The sequence below is a fragment of the Streptomyces sp. NPDC000594 genome, from assembly GCF_040299965.1.
GTDB lineage: Bacteria > Actinomycetota > Actinomycetes > Streptomycetales > Streptomycetaceae > Streptomyces.
This window is the reverse complement of sequence record NZ_JBEPCY010000005.1, coordinates 463,242-482,309: the sequence shown is the minus strand read 5'-3', so window position 1 is coordinate 482,309 and position 19,068 is coordinate 463,242. Positions and strand designations below refer to the sequence as shown.

Below are 19,068 nucleotides of genomic sequence, written 5' to 3'. Positions count from 1 at the left end.
GAGCGCGGAACCCGGACCGGAGCGCCCCGGCGACCAGCTCACCGCTGGCCGCCGGGGCGCTCCCGTACCGGCGCCCGGACCCGCTACCGGGCCCCCGCCCCCAGCTCGGCGCGCCGCTGCGGCGGCTCCCACCACTGCTGGTTCTCGCGGTACCAGGAGACCGTCTCCGCGAGCCCGGTGGCGAAGTCCTTGCGCGGCCGGTAGCCCAGTTCCTGGGTGATCTTGGCGCAGTCCACCGAGTAGCGGAGATCGTGGCCCTTGCGGTCGGTGACGTACTCGACCGACCCCCAGTCGGCCCCGCACGCCTCCAGCAGCAGGGAGGTCAGCTCCTTGTTGGTGAGCTCGGTGCCGCCGCCGATGTTGTAGACCTCACCGGGACGGCCCTGCGTACGGACCAGCTCGATGCCCTGGACATGGTCGTCGATGTGCAGCCAGTCCCGGACGTTGAGCCCGTCCCCGTACAGCGGGACCGTGCGGCCCCGCAGCAGCCGGGTGATGAACAGCGGGATCAGCTTCTCGGTGAACTGGTGGTGGCCGTAGTTGTTGGAACAGCGGGTCACCCGGACATCGAGCCCGTGGGTGCGGTGATAGGCGAGGGCGATCAGGTCGGCGCCCGCCTTGGAGGCCGCGTACGGGGAGTTGGGCGCCAGCGGGTGCGTCTCCGGCCAGGAGCCGTGCGGGATGGAGCCGTACACCTCGTCCGTGGAGATATGGACGAAGACACCCTGTCCCTGGGCATGGTGGCGCAGTGCCGCGTCGAGCAGGACCTGCGTCCCGCCGATGTTCGTCCGGACGAACTCGGCGGCGCTCAGGATCGATCGGTCCACATGCGACTCGGCGGCGAAGTTCACGATCTGGTCGTGCTCGGCGACCAGCCGGTCCACGGTCGCGGTATCGCAGATGTCGCCCTGGACGAAGGAGAATCCGGGGTGTTCGCGCACCGGGTCGAGATTGGCCGGGTTGCCGGCATAGGTCAGTTGGTCGAGGACGGTGACCCGTACCCCGGAGGGCCCCTGCGGGCCGAGCAGGGTGCGGACGTAGTGGGAGCCGATGAAGCCGGCGCCACCGGTGACAAGGATCCTGGTCGCCGTCATGAGGAGATACGCACCTTACTGTGGTCCCCCAGTACCAGCCGATGGGCCACCGGTACGCCTGTGGCAGGAGTGACTTCGGTGTTCCGCCCGATCAGCGAACTCTCGATCCGGCGGACCCCTTGGATGACGGCTCCGGCCAGGACGATGGAGAACTCGATCTCGCTGGACTCGATACGGCAGTCGGGCGCGATCGAGGTGGACGGGCCCACATAGGACCCGGCGATCAGCGTATTGGCGCCTATCACGGCCGGTCCCACGATCCGCGAGCCCCGGATCTCGGCACCCGCCTCGATCGTGACCTGGCCGATGATCTCGCTGGCCTCGTCGACGGAGCCGTCGATCCGTCCCTCGACGCCCTCCAGCACGGCACGGTTGACCTCCAGCATGTCGATGACATTGCCGGTGTCCTTCCAGTAGCCGGAGATCGTCGTGGAGCGGACGTCCCGCCCATGGTCGATGAGCCACTGAAGGGCGTCGGTGATCTCCAACTCGCCGCGGGCCGACGGCTGGATCCCCTGGACCGCCTCGTGCACGGCCGGGGTGAACAGGAAGACGCCGACCACGGCGAGATCGCTGCGCGGGGCAGCCGGCTTCTCCTCCAGGGCCACCACCTTTCCTGACACGTCGAGTTCGGCGACGCCGAAGGCCGAGGGGTCGGACACCTTGGTGAGCAGGATCTGCGCGTCGGGACGGGTCTCCCGGAACCGGTCCACGAGATGGGTGATGCCACCGACGATGAAGTTGTCACCGAGATACATGACAAAGTCCTCGTCGCCGAGGAACTCCCGTGCGATCAGCACGGCATGGGCCAGGCCGAGGGGCGCGGACTGCTGGATATAGGTGATGTCGAGGCCGAAGGCGGAGCCGTCGCCGACCGCCTGCCGGATCTCGGGGGCGGTGTCACCGACGACGATGCCGACCTCGGTGATGCCCGCCTCCGCGATGGCCTCCAACCCGTAGAAGAGCACGGGTTTGTTGGCCACGGGAACGAGCTGCTTGGCGTAGGAGTGGGTGATGGGCCGCAGGCGGGTTCCGGCCCCGCCGGACAGTACGAGAGCCTTCATAGTGGCGCAGTCTAGGGTGCGGAACGCGCGTACCGGCCGTAAGGCCTTCAGCTGGATCACTTCTTGTTGGATCATACTTGTCGGACGCGGGGGCAGGACATGGGCGAGCCGCCAAAGCGGTGCCTGCCTGTGCGGACCTGACGAGGGGGAGCGAGAGCGTGTCGGGTGCCGTCGGCGACCTGCCCCTGTCGTACGGGAGAGGCCGTTCCGCCGCGGCGGGGCGGGAACCCGCCCTGCCCGGGGGCCGGTTCGCCAGGACGCGGGACGCCAGGAAGCAGGACACCATGACTCAGGACACCGGAGAGCAGGACACCGGGGGGCAGGACGTCAGGAAGCAGGACGTCGGACGGCAGGATGTCGGGAGGCAGGACATCATGACGCAGGACGTCGGGAAGCGGCCCGGGGACGTCGTTCCCCCGGCGGTCGCCGGGCGGGTGGGCGCGTGATCGAGCACCTGCTGCCGCCGGGCGTGGTGTACGTCCACAGCTTCACCGACCGGCTCGACACCCCGCTGTTCCCGGAGGAGGAGGCGGTGGTCGCCCGGGCCGTCGCCAAGCGGCGGGCCGAGTTCACCACGGTCCGGGCGTGCGCGCGGGACGCGCTGGCGAAGCTCGGCCATCCACCGGCCCCCCTGCTGCCCGGCGAGCGGGGCGCGCCCCGCTGGCCCGAGGGCGTGGTGGGCAGCATGACGCACTGCCAGGGCTATCGCGCCGCCGTGGTGGGCCGGGCCGACGAGGTATCGGCGCTCGGCATCGATGCGGAACCGGACGCGCCCCTGCCCGACGGTGTGCTGGAGGGGGTGGCCCGCCCCGAGGACCTCACGGCGCTGGCCGTGCTGCCCGCCGGGGGCCCGGCCTGGGACCGGCTGCTCTTCAGCGCCAAGGAGTCCGTGTACAAGGCGTGGTTCCCGGTGGGCAGGCGCCTCCTGGACTTCCAGGAGGCCACGGTCGCCATCCTGCCGGACGGCACCTTCACGGCCCGTGTCCTGGTGCCCGCGCCGACCCTGCGGGGCAGACCGCTGACCGGCTTCTCGGGCCGCTGGGCCGCCGGGAACGGGCTGGTGCTGACGTGGATCGCCGTGGAGCCGTAGCGAAGAACCCCTGGAGCCGCCGGCCCCGCCCGGTCCACCTGGTCCACCCGGTCCACGAGAAAAACCGAAAGGCGGTACCGGATATCTCCGATACCGCCTACGACCTGCGAAAACGCTGGTCGGGACGACAGGATTTGAACCTGCGACCCCTTGACCCCCAGTCAAGTGCGCTACCAAGCTGCGCCACGTCCCGGTGCCCGCCTGACCTGGGGTTTCCCCCTGGCTGAGCGCGCACGAGAACAATACCGCACTCGGAGCGGTGGTCACGAACCGCTTTCCGGGGCCCTCCCGGAACCGGGCGGGACGGAACCGGGCGGGACGGGAGCGGACGGAAGCGGGAGGGGCCGCCGGGACGGGAGGCGGCGGGGAAAGGAAGGCGCGGGAGGGGGACAGGAGGGGCCGGGCGGGCCCGGAGGGGCATTGACCGACCGTGCGGCCGTATCTACGCTGTGCGACGCACGGCATGGAAAGCGCTTTCTCCTCCGCACGCTCCGCCCACCACCACCGGGAGCGCCATGACCAGTCGCCATCGCCGGGTACAGCGGGTACAGCAGGTACAGCGGGTACAGCAGGTACAGCGGACACACCGGGCCGGGCCTGGGCGGCGGCTCTGCGGCGTGATCGCCGGTGTCGCCGCACTGCTGGTCACGCTGATCGGACCGGGGCCCGCCCAGGCACGGGAGGCACCGGCGGGATTCCGGGTGCTGGTCTTCTCCAAGGTGACGAACGTGGCCCATGCCTCGATCCCGGACGGCATCGCGGCGGTCGAGCGGCTCGGCGCCGAGCACGGCTTCGCGGTGGAGGCGACCGCTGACGCCGGGGTCTTCAGCGACACCGGGCTGGCCCGCTTCCAGGCGGTGGTGTTCAACAACACCAACTCCACCCCCGCCTCGGGGGCCCTGCTCGACCCCGGGCAGCGGGCCGCGCTCCAGCGGTACATCCGGGGCGGCGGCGGCTGGGTCGGGCTGCACGCGGCCTCCGCGAGCGAGCGGGACTGGCCCTGGTACGAGGGACTGGTCGGGGCGATCTTCGACCGGCACCCCCCGGTGCAGCACGGACGGATCAAGGTACTGGACCGCACCCACCCCTCCACCAGGGATCTTCCCGAGCTGTGGGAGCGTACGGAGGAGTGGTACAACTGGCGCACCAACCCCACCGGCAAGGTCCACACCCTGGCCCAGATCAAGGTCAGGGACGGGATCACCGGGCTGGACGAGGGCGTGGACCACGCCTGGAGCTGGTGCCAGAACTTCGACGGCGGCCGGTCCTGGTACACGGCGGGCGGCCATGCCCCCGCCGCCTTCCGGGAGCCGGGGTTCCTGCGGCATCTGCTGGGCGGCATCCGCTGGGCCGCCGGGGTCGCCCCCGGTGACTGCACAGCCAACCGGACCGGGGCCTTCCAGCGCACCCCGCTGGTCACCGCCGATCTCTCGGACCCCTTCGAGCTGGCCGTCGCCCCGGACCGCCGGGTCTTCTTCATCGAGCGCACCGGCCGGCTCCGGGTGGTCGACCAGCGGACCCTGAAGGTGACCACCGCACTGGACCTCGGGTACACCCCGGAGATGACCAGTCAGTCGGACGGGCTGCTGGGCCTCGCACTGGATCCCGGCTTCACCACCAATCACCGGCTCTATCTCCTGCACTCCGACCGCACCGAGAAACGGCTGAATCTGTCGCGTTTCACGGTCACCGGGAACACCGTGGACCCGGCCTCGGAGAAGCGGCTGCTCACCGTCCCCACCTGGCGGGGCGAGGGCCGGGCCAACTCCCATATGGCCGGATCGCTCGCCTTCGACCGGGCGGGCCGGCTCCATGTGGCGACCGGTGACAACACCGATCCCTTCGCCTCGGAGGGCTTCACCCCGCTGGACGAGCGGCCCGGCCGGCGGGCCTGGGACGCCCAGGCCACCTCGGCCAACACCGACGATCTGCGTGGCAAGATCCTGCGGATCGTCCCCACCGAGGAGGGCGGCTACACGATCCCCGAGGGCAATCTCTTCCCGCCCGGCACCGGGCGCGCCCGGCCCGAGATCTATGCGATGGGGATGCGCAACCCGTTCCGTATCACCACCGACCCGGTCAGCGGCGCCCTGCTCGTCGGCGACTACGGGCCGGACGCCCGCGCCGCCCGGCCGGACCGGGGTCCGGAGGGCACCGTCGAGTTCACCCGGATCACCTCGGCGGGCAACTACGGCTGGCCCTACTGCATCGGGCGGAACACCCCGTTCCATGACTATGACTTCGCCACCCGTACCCCCGGTCCGGCCTTTGACTGCGCCCGCCCGGTCAATGACTCGCCCCACAACACCGGCCTGCGGGAGCTGCCGCCCGCCCAGCCCGCCACGGTCTGGTACGCCTACTCGGCGTCGGCGGACTTCCCCGAGGTGGGCACGGGCGGCGGGGGCCCGATGAGCGGGCCGGTGTACGACCACGACCCGGCCAACCCGTACCGGACCAAGTTCCCCGAGTACTTCGAGGGGCGCTGGCTGACCTTCGAGCTGACCCGCAAGTGGTTCAAGACCTTCTCGACCCACCGGACCGGGCAGAGCTTCACCGATCCCCGCTTCCCGCCGGTCCGGGCCGGCGATCTCCAGTCGATCAACACCGTCTTCGCCGACATGAAGTGGAACCAACCCTTCGAGGCCGAGTTCGGACCGGACGGGGCGCTGTACGTGATCGACTTCGGCCTGGGCAGCGGCACCGGGCGCGGCGGCAGCAACGAGGGCGCCGGGCTCTACCGCATCGACCATGTCGGCGACGACCGGCTGCCCCAGGCACAGACCTCGGCCGCCCCGGACTCCGGGGCCGCGCCGCTGACCGTACGGTTCACCAGTACGGGCTCCGGACTGCCGGACGGGCGGCCGGTCCGTTACGCCTGGGACTTCGACGGCGACGGAACCACCGACTCCAGCGAGCCCGACCCGACCCATGTCTACCGGACGAAGGGCACGCACACGGCCGTCCTCACGGTGACCGGACCCGGCGGGCTGAGCGGCCAGAGCGCCCAGGAGATCACGGTGGGCAACACCCGGCCCGTGGTGACCGTGCGTACACCGGCCAAGGGCGGAATGTTCTCCTTCGGGGACACCATCCCCTTCACCGTGACCGTACGCGACCGGGAGGACCGGCGGATCGACTGCTCCCGGGTGGTGGTCCAGTCCCAGCTCGGCCATGACTCCCATCTGCACCCACTGGACAACCACACCGGCTGCCGGGGCGCGATCGTGACCGACCGGGGCGACAGCCACGGCCCCGGCCAGCACCTCTACTACGGGATCAGCGCCCGCTACGAGGACCGGGGCGCACCCGGCGCGCCCCGGCTCACCGGCTCCGCCGCACTCACCCTCCATCCGTCCTTCCGGGAAGCGGAGCACCGCACGGCGACCGGTGGCCCGGGCGACGGCGCCGTGGTCGAGAGCAGGGCGGACGCCTCCGGGGGCAAGCGGCTGGGCGGGATCCAGGACGGCGACTGGATCGCCCTGGACCCGGTGGCGCTGAAGGGCGTCAGCTCGGTGACGGTGGGGACGGCCCCGGGCGGGCTCGGCGGGACGATCACCTTCCGCTCCGGCGCGCCGGACGGCCCGGCGCTGGGCGCGGTGACGGTCCCGCCGTCGGACGACCCCGCCCAGCTCGTCTCGCCCACGGTCCGGCTCCGCGATCCGGGCGGTACGGTGCGGCTGTACGCGGTCGTCACCCATCCCGGCGGCTCCCCCGGCGGTGCCGAGCTGCTCACCCTGGACTGGCTCCACTTCAACGGTCCCGGGGTGGAAAAACGGCCCGGGACCCGGGTCCGGGTGGCGGCGACACCCGCCGGGGGGACCGCGCCGCTGACGGTGGCCCTGACCGGGACGGTACGACCGCTGCCGGGCCGCACGGCCGTCGCGTACCACTGGGACTTCGGCGACAACTCCCGCCCCTCCGGTCCCGAGGGCCCCTCGGCCACCCATGTCTACCCCCGGCCGGGGAGCCACACCGTACGGCTGACCGTCACCGACGACCGGGGCGACACCACCACCGCGCACCTCCCGCTCCGGGTGGAACCCGGGAGCGCGCCACGGCAGGGGGAACGACGATGAGGGCGGGCGCGGACCGGCGGGTCTTCCTGGGTACGGCGCTGGGCGCGGCCACGGCACTCGCCCTCCCCGGCCGGGCGGAAGGGGCCGAAGCGGCCGACGGGACCGGGCACGGCTGCCGCCGGCGACGGATCCCCCGCTCCGGTCTGGGGATGCACCTCTACACCATGCGGACCGCGCTCGCCGTCGACTTCGAGGGCACCCTCGCCCGGCTCGCGGCCCTCGGGTACGCCACGGTCGGGGTGAGCGGCCGGCACGGTCACGACGCGGCGGCGATCCGGCGGATGCTGGACTCCACGGGCCTGCGCGCGGTGCTGGAGCACATCGGCTGGGAGACCCTGCGCGGCCCCGGGCTGCCGGGGGCGCTGGAGGATCTGCGGGTCCTGGGCGCGCACTGGCCCGTGGTGCCGAGTCTGCCGAGGACGATGCACTCCCCCGCCGGTTTCCGGGCGGCGGCCCGTGAGTTCAACCGGATCGGCGCCGAGGCGCGCGCCGCCGGGCTGGGGCGGCTGCTCTTCCACAACCACGGGCAGGACCACCAGGTGGTGGACGGGGAGAACCTCTATGGAATCCTGCTCGACGGGACCGATCCGGAGCTGGTCGGTTTTGAGCTGGATCTCTACTGGGCGGTCAGGGGCGGGGCCGACCCCCGGTCGCTCTTCCTCCGCCATCGCGGCCGTTTCCCCGCCCTCCATGTCAAGGACATGGCGCCGGACGGGGACTTCGCCGATGTGGGCTCGGGGGTGCTGGACTTCGCGGCGATGTTCGACACCGCGCGGCCCGGCGGGGTCCGTCAGTGGCTGGTGGAGCACGACCGGCCCGCCGACCCCTTCGCCTCGGCGCTGGCGAGCCACCGCTATCTGGCGGCGCTGCGGTACTGAGCCGCGCGCTGAGCCGCGTACCGAACCGCCACATCCAGGGCCCGCGTACCGGGCTGCGGCGCGGGCGGCTGCTCAGTCCCCGGCCGAGGCGGCGCCGAGCAGGGCGCGGACCCGTGCGGTGGCGGTCCGGAACGCGGGCCGCTCCACCGTCTCCGCGTACACCCGCAGCGGCCCGAGGCCCACCTCGACGGTCTCGGTGATCCTGCCGGGCCGGGGGCTCATCACCACCACCCGCTCGGCGAGCGCGCACGCCTCCGCGATGGAGTGGGTGACGAGCAGCACCGTGGTGCCGGTCTCCCGCCAGACGCGGTTCAGCTCGGTGTTCATCTGCTCCCGGGTGAGCGCGTCGAGCGCGCCGAAGGGCTCGTCCATCAGCAGCACAGGCGGCCGGTGGAGCAGCGCCCGGCAGAGGGCGACCCGCTGTTGCATCCCGCCCGACAGCTCATGGGGGTAGGCGTCCTCGAAGCCGTCGAGCCCGGTCATGGTGATCAGTTCGGCGGCCCGCCGCCGGGCGGGCTCCTTGGGCAGACCGCGCATCTCCGCCTGGAGCAGGATGTTCCGCCGGGCCGTGCGCCAGTCGAGCAGGGCGGCCCGCTGGAAGACATAGCCGATGTCGGGGCGGGGCCCGCGGACCCGCTCACCGCCGAGCCGTACCTCGCCCTCGGTCGGTGACAGCAGCCCGGCGACCAGTTTGAGCAGGGTCGACTTGCCGCACCCGGAGGGGCCGACGATCGCGGTGAACCCGCCCGCCCCGACCTCCAGTCCGATGCCCGTGAGCGCGGTGACCTCATGGCGCCGGGCGCGGAACCGTACCGTCACCCCGTCCAGGGCCACCGAGCCCGGGGCCGGTCCGCCGCCCGCCGCGTGGTTCCGTACCGCGTCCTCCGTCGTGCCCTCCGCGCCCATCGCCCGTCCGTCCCCTCGGTTCACGGGCCCCGGGGTCTCCCCCGCCGGCCTCTCCGTCCCCCGGTCTCCCCGTCCCCCGGACCGGTGCCGGGGGTCCGGTGCCGGGGCTTCGATGCCGGGGTTCAGCCCTTCAGCGCGCTACCCCGTTCCCAGTACTCCGTCACCGGTCCGGGCTCGGTCACCAGCCCGGACCGGGAGAAGAGATCGATCGTCCGCTGCCAGTCGGCCTCGGTGTTGACCCCCGGGGCCTTCCCCCGGGTCGCCGGGGTGTGCAGCAGGGTCAGGGTCGTCGCCAGCTGCTCCCGCAGCACCTTCGCGGGTGGCAGCTGTCCGCTGGCGCCCGCCATCGCGGCCACGGCCTCGGCGGGCTTCCGCCGCGCGGCGGCGAAGGACTCGCTGACCGCGCGGACCATCCGCCGGGCCACCTCCTTCCGCCCCGACAGCAGCCGCTCACCGGCGATCAGCCCATTGGAGTAGAAGTTCAGCCCGTGCTCGGAGAACCGCAGGGTGCCGACCTTCTTGCCGGACTTGTGCGCCATGATCGGCGCCTGGTCGCTGGCATAGCCGAGCAGTCCGTCCGTACGCCCGGAGATCACCGCGGCGATCTTGCCCGCCGGGTCGGTGTTCTGGACCGTGACATCCGATCCGGAGAGCCCGTTCCGTTCCAGGAAGACCGGAAAGGTACGGGAGAGGGCGTCGCCCGCGGTGCCCGCGATGGTCATGCCCTTGAGGTCGGCGGGGCGGGTGATGTTCCGCGAGGCGAAGAACTGCACCGACGACGGGGTGGTCTGGAGGAAGACCCCGAGGCTCTTCACCGGGACCCCGGTTTCGGCGCCCGCGAGCAGTGCGGGGGTGTCCGCCCAGCCGAAGTCGGTCTCCCCGGCGCCGGTGAGCTGGACCGTCTTCTGGGAGCCCTGTCCCGCGCGGATGGTGAGATCGATGCCGTGCTTCTCGAAGATCTTCCGCCGCTCGCCGTAGTAGAACGGCGCGTGTTCGCCGTACGGGTACCAGTTGAGGGTCAGGGTCACCCGGTCGAGCCTTCTGCCCGAGTCGCTGACGCTGGTGGCGGCGTCGTCACCGCAGGCCGTGGCGGTGAGCAGCAGCAGCGGTACGAGTCCGGTGATCAGCGGGCGGCGCCCGGTCATGGCTGGTCCGGTCATGGCTGGTCCTCCGTGTCGGCGTGGGGAGTGGCGCGGGGTGGCGGTCCGGCCGGCCGCACCGGAGCGGGCGGGCCTCAGAAGGCGGTGGTGGCCCCGGTGTCGCGGCGGGCGGCGTGCCAGGGGAGGAGCAGCCTCTCGGCCAGGTCGACCAGGACGAAGAGGACCACCCCGATCAGGGACATCACCAGCAGCGCGGCGAAGAGCATGGGGGTGTCGAGATTGCCGTTGGCCTGGAGGATCACATAGCCGAGTCCCTCGTTGGCGCCGACGAACTCGCCGACGACGGCTCCGGTGACGGCCAGGGTGACGGCGACCTTCAGCCCGGAGAAGAGATACGGCAGCGAGGCGGGGAAGCGGATCCGGGTGAAGGTCCGCCAGGGTCCGGCCCCCATGGTCGCGGAGAGCTGGAGCATCTCCGGGTCGACCGCCTTCAACCCGGTCACCATGGAGATGACGACGGGGAAGAAGGCGATCAGCACCGCGATCAGGATCTTGGGGGTGATGCCGAAGCCGAGCCAGACGACGAAGAGCGGCGCCACCGCGATCTTCGGGACGACCTGGGCGAAGAGCAGGACGGGGTAGAGGGTCTTCTCGACGGTGGGCGAGTGGACCATGACCACGGCGGCGAGCACCCCGACGGCCACCGCGATGCCGAAGCCGAGCAGGGTCTCGTAGGTGGTCACCCAGGTGTGCTGCCAGAGGTAGTCGGCGCGGCCGGTCAGCACATCGAGGGTGGCACCGGGCGAGGGCACCAGATAGGGCTCGACCAGTTCGGCGGCGGCGGTCACCCACCACAGGGCGAGTCCGGCCAGCAGCAGGGCGGCGGGGCGCCAGCCGTGCTCGGCGGCGCGGGCCAGCCGCTCCCCCGCTCCCGGCCCCTTCCGCCGGGCGACCCCGGGCACCTCCCGGGGCGGTCCCTCGACGACACTCTGGCTCACGGTCGGCTCCTCCGGTCTCCGGAGCGGTCACGGTGGCGCGGTTCACGGTTGCACGGGTTCAGGGTGGGCCCGGTTCACGGCATGCCCGGTTCACGGAGTGCCCGACGGGCCGTTCGTACGCCCTGCCCCGGACGGTCGCGGGGCCGGCGCGGTCCGGGTACCGCGCCCGGGGCCGGGGATCGCAGGGGTCCCAGGCCGTGGCCGGTACCCGCCCTGTCGGACGGTGCGCTGATCGGAGATGATGGAAAACGCGCGAAGAAAGCGCTTTCTGACAGAGTGTCGCCACGCTAGTGACTGGCCGGAGCCACGGTCAAGAGGGCGGAGGCCCCGGGTTCACCGTCGCGACGGCCCGATGGAAGGAAGCCGATGCCCGCGACGGACCGTCACCCCGTACCCGGCCCGTTCGGGGCCGCCGCGCCCGTGGAGCGGGTCGAGACCTTCGCGGTCGCCCTGCCCTCCGTACGCTCCTTCGACATCGCGGGAGGCGCGGTCACCGTCGCCGGGAGGCCCTCGCTCCGGATCCTGGTCAAGGTGACGGCCCGGGGCGGTGCCTACGGCTGGGGCGAGGCGACCCCGCTGCCGTCCTGGACCGACGAGACCGCGGAGTCCATCGTCACCACGGTCGACCGCTATCTGGCCCCCGCCCTCCTCGGTCTCGACGCCTGGAATCTGGACGCGGCCGACCGGGCCTTCGACCGCGCGATCAGCCGCGGCTACACCATCGGGGCGCCCCTCGCCCGCTGCGCCGTGGACATGGCCCTGCACGATCTGCTCGGACGGGCCGCCGGGGTCCCCCTCGGAGTGCTCTGGGGCCGGCGCCGCCGGGAGAGCCTGGAGCTGGGGTGGATCGTCTCCGGCACCACCCCCGCCGAGGTGGGCGAGAGCGTGGCGGAGGGCCTGGCCGCCGGATACCGCGCCTTCAAGGTCAAGATCGGACGGTACGGGGAGGAGGGCGACACCGCCCTGGTCTCCTCGGTCCGTGAGCACGCCCCGCCCGCCGCGCCGATCTGGGTGGACGCCAACCAGGCGTACACCGTCGACGCCGCCCTGCGGATGGCCCGGCGGCTCGACCCCCTCGGGATCACCGCCTTCGAACAGCCGCTCCCGGCCAATGATCTGGTGGGGCTGCGCCGGCTGCGCGAGCGCTCCCCGGTGCCGGTCGCGCTCGACGAGAGCCTGCGGCACCCCGGCGATCTGGCGACCTTCATCCGGCTGGAGGCGGTGGATGTGGCCATCGCCAAGGTGCAGCGCAGCGGTGGGCTCACCCTCTCCCGGCGGCTCTGCTCCCTGGCCGAGGTGTGCGGGGTACGGCTGATGGGCTCCGGACTGACCGATTCCGATCTGGGTCTGGCGGCCTCGCTCCATCTGTTCGCGGCGTTCGGGATCGACACCCCGGTCGATCTGAACGGACGGCAGTTCATCGAGTCGCCCTATGCGGTCGAGACCGTACGGGTGGAGGGCGGAAAGGCGTCCGTTCCCGACACCCCGGGGCTCGGCGTTGTCGTGAACGAGACGGTGGTACGGGAGCTTTCGGTCGACGTTCTGGAGCGGCGGGTGTGAGGAGGATTCGGTTCTGCGGAGTGGCGCCCGCCGGAACATGACGGGAGGACCCCCGGCACTCCCCGGCATCTCCCAGCAAATATGGGCAAATCACTACCCTTGCTCCCTCCTTCGTACGGGGCGCCCGCGCTCGACGGACCATGAACACGCGCCTCGTACACCCTCCCTCCACGACGCACGCCCTCCCCGTGCTTCCAAGCGCCGGGACGGCTGATTCTGCGCTTCGACCCCCCTGCTCAGATGCGTCCGCTTCCGTCCAGGTCTATGCCGTATCGGTTCTTCAGTGGGGAGCGAAGGGCACCGCCGTGCGCCCCTGGGGCGGCGCCCCGCCCCGTGGGCCCGCCGGGGCCGGAATCCATCGGGTCCGGCAGGTGGCACACCCGAGCGCGGGGGGAATGCCGTACGGCAGTAACCGAGGTGGTCGGCCTCTCGGTACGGGGGACCACAGCCACACGCCGCACCGCCGGCCCGGACGACGAACCGGGCGGGCATGTCGCACAGGAAGGCTCGGGATGGACGGGTACTTCACCAATCGCCTTCACGACCAGTTGCGCAGGGATGTCCGGGAGTTCGCCGAGCGGGAGGTGCGCCCGCGGATCGCCGCCATGGAGGCATCACGCTCCGCACACGGAGAGCTGTCCCGGCTGATAGCCCGCCAGGGGTGGCTGGGGGCCACGATCGGGCGCGCCTACGGTGGCATGGGGGCGGGACATCTCGCCAAGACCATCATCATCGAGGAGCTGTCCCGGGTCAGCGGGGCGATGGGGGCGATGATCCAGGCGTCCCAGCTGGGCGCCGCCAAGATCGTCCACTTCGGCAGTGAGACGCAGCGGCGGACCTGGCTCCCCCGGATCGCCGCGGGCCACTGCCTGCCGACCATCGCCGTGACCGAGGCGGAGTCGGGCGGCCATGTCCTCGGCATGACCGCCTCCGCCGTACGGGACGGGGACGACTACATCCTCAACGGCCGCAAGGTGTACGTCGGCAACAGCCATGTGGGCGATCTCCATGGCGTGGTGGTCAGAACGGCACCCGGCTCCAGAGGGCTGACCGCCTTCCTGGTCGAGTCCGACCGACCCGGCTGCCTTCTCGCCGAGCAGCACCCCGCGATGGGACTCCACGGCTTCAGCTTCGGCGAGCTGTCCTTCCAGGAGTGCCGGGTACCGGCCGCCAACCGGCTGGGGCAGGAGGGCGACGGGCTCGCCGTGGCGTACTCCTCCAGCGTGCTGTACGGGCGGGCCAACCTCACCGCCGTCTCCCTCGGGATCCATCAGGCGATCCTGGACGAGACCACGGCCTTCTGCGCCCAGCGGCACCGGTACGGGAAGCCGCTGCACGACCTCCCGTCGATCAAGCTGAAGCTGGGGAAGCTCCAGTCCCGGCTGATGACGGCCCGGCTGGCGGCGTATCACGCGGTGCATCTGCTGGACCGGGGGCTGCCGTGCGACGCGGAGCTGATGAACGCCAAGCTGATCAATGTGGAGTCGGCGATCGACTCCGCGCGGAACGCGATGGAGATGCACGCCGCCGCCGGGCTCTTCGCCGACCGTCCGCTGGAGCGCTATCTGCGGGACGCCTTCCATGTGTTCGCCCCCGCCGGGACCTCCGACATCCAGCTGCTGCGGCTGGCCGAGGTGGCGCTGGGGACGGAGAAGGGGCAGTGGTCCGAGCGGCTGTCGCAGCGGGTCCGGCTGGAACCGGCGCTCTGAGCGAGCGCTCGGGGCCGGCGCGCCCCGGGGCGGCGGGGCGGCGGTCCCGGCGACGGCGGCAGGCGAGGGACAGCGGCACGGCGGGCGGCAGCGGCACCAGGAGCGGCAACGGCACGGCGAGCGGCAGCGGTGTCAGCGGCAGGGGCGTCAGCGGCTGCGGTCCTCGCGCCGGTGGATCTGCTCCACCAGCTCCGCCGCCAGCGCCTTGATCGTCTCCAGCCCGGTCCGGCCCCAGGCCCGGGGCTCGGTGTCCACCACACAGATGGTGCCGAGCGCGATCCCCGTCCGGTCGATGAGCGGAGCACCGAGGTAGGAGCGGATACCGATCTCGTCGACCACCGGATTCCCCGCGAACCGCGGATAGTCGCAGACATCCTCCAGGACCAGCGCCTTGCGGCGTACCACCACATGGGGACAGTAGCCGTGGTCACGGGCCATGAAGCGGCTGACCGCCCCGCCGGACGCGGCGGCGGCGGTCAGATCGCCCCCGCTGTGCCGCCCGGAGGGGGTGTGCAGACCGGCGAAGAACTGACGGTTCTCGTCAATGAAGTTGACCATGGCGTAGGGAGCGCCGGTGACCTGGGCGAGCCGGTCGGCGAAGGCGTCGAACACGGCGTCGGGACGGTCCCCGAAGCCCAGCCGGCGCAGCCGCCGTACCCGGACCGGTGCCTCCGGATCGACCGGGGTCAGCAGCAGATGCCCGGTGGGGTCATAGGTCATGTCGGGGCTCCCTGGCTCTGGCTGGGGCGCGGCGCGGGCACCGCGGGACGCGTGGTGAGAAGGTGCTGGACCAGGGTGACCAGGGTGCCGATCCCCGAGCTGGCGATCCGTGCGTCGCACATCACCACCGGGACCCGGGGCGGCAGCCCGAGGGCGGTCCGGACCTCGTCCGGCTCATAGCGGTAGGCCCCGTCGAACTCGTTGACCGCCACCACGAACGGCATCCCGCGCCCTTCGAAGAAGTCCACGGCCGAGAACGAGTCCTGGAGTCTGCGGGTGTCGGCGAGGACGATGGCGCCCAGCGCGCCCCGGCACAGCTCGTCCCACATGAACCAGAACCGCTCCTGGCCCGGGGTGCCGAAGAGATAGAGGACATGGCGCCGGTCGAGGGTGAGCCGGCCGAAGTCCATGGCCACCGTGGTCCGGGACTTGTCCTCGACGCCGTCGAGCGGGTCCGTCGCCGCGCTGACCTGGGTCAGCAGTTCCTCCGTGCTCAGCGGGTCGATCTCGCTCACCGCTCCCACGAAGGTGGTCTTGCCCACCCCGAAGCCTCCCGCGACCAGGATCTTCAGGGCGGTGGGGAAGTCGTCGGGCGCGCCGCCGCCGGCCGGGTGTCCGCCGAAGCGGTCTGCGGCACATCCACCGGAACGGTCGGCCTCACAGCCGTCGTCGTAGGCCATCGAGCACTGCCTCCAGCACAGAGCGGTCGGTCGGTGTTACAGAAGCGCGGGGCGGCCGGGCGACGATCGCTCCGCAGTCGAGGAGATCGGAGAGCAGCACCGCGGTGACGGCCACGGGGAGCCTCAGCTCCGCCGCGACCTGGGCGACCGGGGTCGGTGCGGCACACAGGGCGAGGACCGGTGTGTGCTCGGGGCCGAGGCGTCCGGCCGGGGCGTCGCCCGTGGCCATCACCAGGGTGAGCAGATCCAGGGCCGCGGTGGGGCGGGTGCGGCCACCGCTCACGGTGTACGGCCGGACGATCCGGCCGGCCTCGTCGTCGAGGAGCGGCCCGTCCGCGGGGGCCGGCACGGTCAGTGCCCCGCGGCGCTCGGTGTTGTCCCGCCCTGCCGGGCGGGGGTGGTGAGATACGGGCGGACGCTCTTGACCAGCATGGCCATCTCGTAGCCCAGGACGGCGGCGTCCGCCTCCCGGTCGGCGACCACGGCGAGACAGGTGCCGGAGCCGGCGGTGGAGACGAAGAGCAGGGTGGCGTCCAGCTCCACGACCACCTGGCGGACCTCGCCGCCGTCACCGAAGCGCACTCCCGCACTGCGGCCCAGGGAGTAGAGGCCGGAGGCGAGCGCCGCCAGATGGTCGGCGCTGTCGGGCTCCAGCCCATGGACGGACTTCACCAGGCCGTCGGAGGAGAGCAGTACCGCGCTGCGGGTGTAGGGCACTCGCTGGACCAGCCCGCCCAACAGCCAGTCGAGGTCCGATACGTGGCCTGTCGGCGCATCGCTCGCCATGGTGCATCTACTCCTTGGGCAGGGTGTCGTGGCGCAGTGGCTCGGGGTGGGGGGCGGGGGCGTCCGCCGGGAGGGAGTACAGGAGGGAGGGGGCCGGCTCCGCCTCGGCGAGCCGGATGCCCCGGCGGAAGGCGGCCATCAGACCGGGGTCGTGGACGGCGGGCCCGAAGTCGCCGCCGGTCCGGGGCGGGCCCTGCCGGAGCTGGGGGGCGAGATGCTGCTGGCTCCGCCGGACGGGCAGCCGGGGGCGCTCGGAGCCGCCGCGGACCGCCCCGATGGGCAGCACGGGGGTGCCGGGGACGGCCGGGCGCTCCCGGGTCCCGGGGCCGGTGCCACCGGTGAGGGGGGCGGGGGCGCGGCGGCGGGCGGCGCCCGGATGGGGGCGGTCGGCGGCGCTGCCGGAGCGCACCGGCAGCGGGGCGAGGGTGCGGGATGAGCCGTACACGGGCCCGGCGGCGCCCCGGTCGTGGGGGCGCTCATGGGCGGCGGGGCCGTCCCCCTCGTCGGGGTGCTCGCGCTCCCGGGCGGCGCCGGGTTCCGGCCCCGGCCCCGGACCTGGTCCCGGCCCTGGTCCCGGCCCCGGTTCGTATGCCGGGGGCCGTCGGCGCGGGTCGGGTCCGGGGGGTTCCGCGGGGGTGTCCCCGGCGGGTACGGGCCCGTCCGCCGAGGGGGGTACCGGCGCGGGGAGGCTCTCCTCGTCGGGCGGGGCCTGCTGTTCCGGTACGCGGGGGAGCTGGGGGGCGGGGGGTGTGGGGAGCCCGCGCCGGACGGGGGTGCGCCCGGCCGCCGGGTCGGCGGTGAGCCCGTACCGGTCGGCCGCCCCGACGGCGGCGCTCGCCTCGGGGTGCTGGAGTCCGCCGCCGGTCTCCGCGCCGATCAGCCCCTGGGGGAGGACGAGCACGGCCTGGACGCCGCCGAAGATATTGGGCTGGAGCCGGACCGCGATGCCATGGCGGCGGGCGAGCGAGGCGACCACGAAGAGGCCGATCCGGCCGTCCTGGAGCAGCCGGGCGACGCTGACCTGGTCGGGGTCGGCGAGCAGGGCGTTCATACGGTTCTGCTCGTCCAGGGGCATGCCGAGGCCCCGGTCCTCGACCTCCACGGCGATACCGGCGGTGACATGCTGGGCGCGCAGCTGGACCTGGGTGTGGGGGCTGGAGAACGCACAGGCGTTCTCGACCAGTTCGGCCAGGAGGTGGATCACGTCGGCGACGGCGTGGCCGCGCAGGGTGCCGTCGACCGGGGGCACCAGTTTGACCCGGGGGTACTGCTCGACCTCGGCGATGGCCGAGCGCAGTACCTCGGTCATGGTGACCGGGTTGGACCACTGTCTGCGGGAGATGGCGCCGCCGAGGACGGCGAGGTTCTCCGCGTGGCGGCGGATCCGGGTGGCGAGATGGTCGATCTGGAAGAGGCCCTTGAGGAGGTCGGGGTCCTCGACCTGGTTCTCCAGGTCGTCGAGGAGCTGGATCTCCCGCTGGACGAGTGACTGGAGGCGCCGCGCCAGATTGACGAAGACCTCCAGCTTCTGTTCGCTGCCGACGCGGGTGGAGAGCTGGGAGGCCTGGACGACGGCGCGGACGGCGCTCTCGTGGGCGCGGCCGAGATCGACGGCGAGTTCATCGAGTTCGTCCTGGTGGGGCGGGGCGGGCGGGGGTCCGCCGGGGTGGTGCGGGGTGCTCTCGCCGCGGTGGAGGCCCTCGATCACGGTCCGCAGATCGGCCTGGCGCCGCTGGGTGGCGCGGCGCAGGGCGTGGCAGCGGTGGAGGAGGGAGGCGGCCATGCGTTCGGCGCCGACGGCCGCGGCGGCGACGGCGGCCATGGCGAGGGCCGCGGTGGTGGTGAGGACCGTCCAGAGGGCGGGGGTCGGTTCGGGGGTGGCGGTGTGCACGGTGAAGGCGACGGCGGCGGCACCGCTGACGGCGGCCACCAGGGCGGGCAGCACCGCGGTCCGGAGGAGTCGCGGACGGATGCGGTCCTCCGGCGGGGGCAGTCGCGGAAGCGGCTCCTCCGCCGGGGCGGCGGGGTGGGGGGCCGGCCGGCCGTGACGCCCGCCTGCACGGCGGTCGGGCCGTGTGACGGGTGCGCTTAAGGGAGTCATCGGCGTCCTCGGTACGTGGGGGGTCCCGTTTTCGGTGGGTGCCGCTGTGCGGCGGGTGCTGCTGTTCCGTGGGTACTGCTTCGCTGTGGGCGCTGCTTTTCTGTGGGCGCTGCTTTTCTGTGGGTCCTGCGGATGGCCGGGTGGGCACCGAATGCGGGGGTACGACGGGGATCACGGCATTCCGGGCACGGGGAAGGTGAGCCCACCGTTGATCACCGGCCACACACGGTAGTCGTCCAACGAGCAAGGAGGCGCGGGAGTTGACAAACTTCCCCGCTATTCACCCCGCCCTGGGATGAGGGACCG

Annotated in this window: 16 protein-coding genes and 1 tRNA gene; 6 read left to right on the top strand and 11 right to left on the bottom strand. The window is 72.5% G+C overall.

The window, feature by feature from the left end; translation table 11 throughout:
- Nucleotides 1–83 precede the first annotated feature (83 nt).
- Together rfbB and ABT354_RS11460 are read right to left on the bottom strand one after the other, a co-directional pair.
- Nucleotides 84–1,094: a dTDP-glucose 4,6-dehydratase gene (rfbB, locus tag ABT354_RS11465; RefSeq protein ID WP_351492011.1), complete on the bottom strand. Its 1,011-nt coding sequence runs from the start codon at nucleotides 1,092–1,094 to the stop codon at nucleotides 84–86.
- Nucleotides 1,091–2,158: a glucose-1-phosphate thymidylyltransferase gene (locus tag ABT354_RS11460; protein WP_351492008.1), complete on the bottom strand. Its 1,068-nt coding sequence runs from the start codon at nucleotides 2,156–2,158 to the stop codon at nucleotides 1,091–1,093. Before ABT354_RS11460 ends, rfbB begins: the two co-directional genes overlap by 4 nt.
- Nucleotides 2,159–2,442: 284 nt before the next feature.
- Here ABT354_RS11460 and ABT354_RS11455 point away from each other — a divergent pair, with 284 nt between their 5' ends.
- On the top strand, nucleotides 2,443–2,604 hold the full coding sequence (locus ABT354_RS11455; protein WP_351492006.1) for a hypothetical protein: 162 nt from the start codon (nucleotides 2,443–2,445) through the stop codon (nucleotides 2,602–2,604).
- Entirely contained in the window at nucleotides 2,601–3,248 is a 648-nt protein-coding gene (locus tag ABT354_RS11450; RefSeq protein ID WP_351492003.1) for a 4'-phosphopantetheinyl transferase family protein, read from the top strand. The genes ABT354_RS11455 and ABT354_RS11450 overlap by 4 nt, the downstream gene beginning before the upstream one ends.
- A 116-nt stretch (nucleotides 3,249–3,364) precedes the next feature.
- On the opposite strand, the gene ABT354_RS11445 is transcribed toward ABT354_RS11450, so the two are convergent.
- Nucleotides 3,365–3,441 (bottom strand) — tRNA-Pro (locus tag ABT354_RS11445).
- A gap of 322 nt (nucleotides 3,442–3,763) precedes the next feature.
- Here ABT354_RS11445 and ABT354_RS11440 point away from each other — a divergent pair.
- Nucleotides 3,764–7,324 (top strand): ThuA domain-containing protein, encoded by a 3,561-nt coding sequence (locus tag ABT354_RS11440; RefSeq protein WP_351492001.1) that lies wholly within the window; start codon nucleotides 3,764–3,766, stop codon nucleotides 7,322–7,324.
- Nucleotides 7,321–8,202 (top strand): sugar phosphate isomerase/epimerase family protein, encoded by an 882-nt coding sequence (locus ABT354_RS11435; RefSeq protein ID WP_351491999.1) that lies wholly within the window; start codon nucleotides 7,321–7,323, stop codon nucleotides 8,200–8,202. The genes ABT354_RS11440 and ABT354_RS11435 overlap by 4 nt, the downstream gene beginning before the upstream one ends.
- A 72-nt stretch (nucleotides 8,203–8,274) precedes the next feature.
- On the opposite strand, the gene ABT354_RS11430 is transcribed toward ABT354_RS11435, so the two are convergent.
- From ABT354_RS11430 to ABT354_RS11420, 3 genes are all read right to left on the bottom strand, one after another.
- Complete coding sequence (locus ABT354_RS11430; protein ID WP_351492069.1) at nucleotides 8,275–9,108, bottom strand: ABC transporter ATP-binding protein; 834 nt, start codon at nucleotides 9,106–9,108, stop codon at nucleotides 8,275–8,277.
- Nucleotides 9,109–9,230: 122 nt separating this feature from the next.
- Nucleotides 9,231–10,268, bottom strand: a complete 1,038-nt coding sequence (locus ABT354_RS11425) for an ABC transporter substrate-binding protein (protein ID WP_502983386.1) — start codon at nucleotides 10,266–10,268, stop codon at nucleotides 9,231–9,233.
- Between the two features lie 74 nt (nucleotides 10,269–10,342).
- Nucleotides 10,343–11,206, bottom strand: coding sequence for an ABC transporter permease (locus ABT354_RS11420; RefSeq protein WP_351491997.1), 864 nt, complete (start codon nucleotides 11,204–11,206; stop codon nucleotides 10,343–10,345).
- 366 nt (nucleotides 11,207–11,572) lie between these two features.
- Between ABT354_RS11420 and ABT354_RS11415 the strand changes: the two genes are divergently transcribed.
- Nucleotides 11,573–12,766 (top strand): mandelate racemase/muconate lactonizing enzyme family protein, encoded by a 1,194-nt coding sequence (locus ABT354_RS11415; RefSeq protein ID WP_351491995.1) that lies wholly within the window; start codon nucleotides 11,573–11,575, stop codon nucleotides 12,764–12,766.
- 512 nt (nucleotides 12,767–13,278) lie between these two features.
- On the top strand, nucleotides 13,279–14,475 hold the full coding sequence (locus tag ABT354_RS11410; RefSeq protein WP_351491992.1) for an acyl-CoA dehydrogenase family protein: 1,197 nt from the start codon (nucleotides 13,279–13,281) through the stop codon (nucleotides 14,473–14,475).
- Nucleotides 14,476–14,622: 147 nt separating this feature from the next.
- Here the strand turns inward: ABT354_RS11410 and ABT354_RS11405 are convergent, their stop codons facing one another.
- The 5 genes from ABT354_RS11405 to ABT354_RS11385 are packed head-to-tail and all read right to left on the bottom strand — an operon-like array spanning nucleotide 14,623 to nucleotide 18,762.
- Nucleotides 14,623–15,195, bottom strand: a complete 573-nt coding sequence (locus tag ABT354_RS11405; protein ID WP_351491990.1) for a GAF domain-containing protein — start codon at nucleotides 15,193–15,195, stop codon at nucleotides 14,623–14,625.
- Nucleotides 15,192–15,875, bottom strand: a complete 684-nt coding sequence (locus ABT354_RS11400; protein WP_351491988.1) for a GTP-binding protein — start codon at nucleotides 15,873–15,875, stop codon at nucleotides 15,192–15,194. Before ABT354_RS11400 ends, ABT354_RS11405 begins: the two co-directional genes overlap by 4 nt.
- Entirely contained in the window at nucleotides 15,853–16,224 is a 372-nt protein-coding gene (locus ABT354_RS11395; protein WP_351491985.1) for a DUF742 domain-containing protein, read from the bottom strand. The genes ABT354_RS11400 and ABT354_RS11395 overlap by 23 nt, the downstream gene beginning before the upstream one ends.
- 2 nt (nucleotides 16,225–16,226) lie before the next feature.
- Complete coding sequence (locus ABT354_RS11390; protein ID WP_351491983.1) at nucleotides 16,227–16,661, bottom strand: roadblock/LC7 domain-containing protein; 435 nt, start codon at nucleotides 16,659–16,661, stop codon at nucleotides 16,227–16,229.
- A gap of 7 nt (nucleotides 16,662–16,668) precedes the next feature.
- Nucleotides 16,669–18,762 (bottom strand): sensor histidine kinase, encoded by a 2,094-nt coding sequence (locus ABT354_RS11385; RefSeq protein ID WP_351491981.1) that lies wholly within the window; start codon nucleotides 18,760–18,762, stop codon nucleotides 16,669–16,671.
- Between the last annotated feature and the right edge of the window lie 306 nt (nucleotides 18,763–19,068).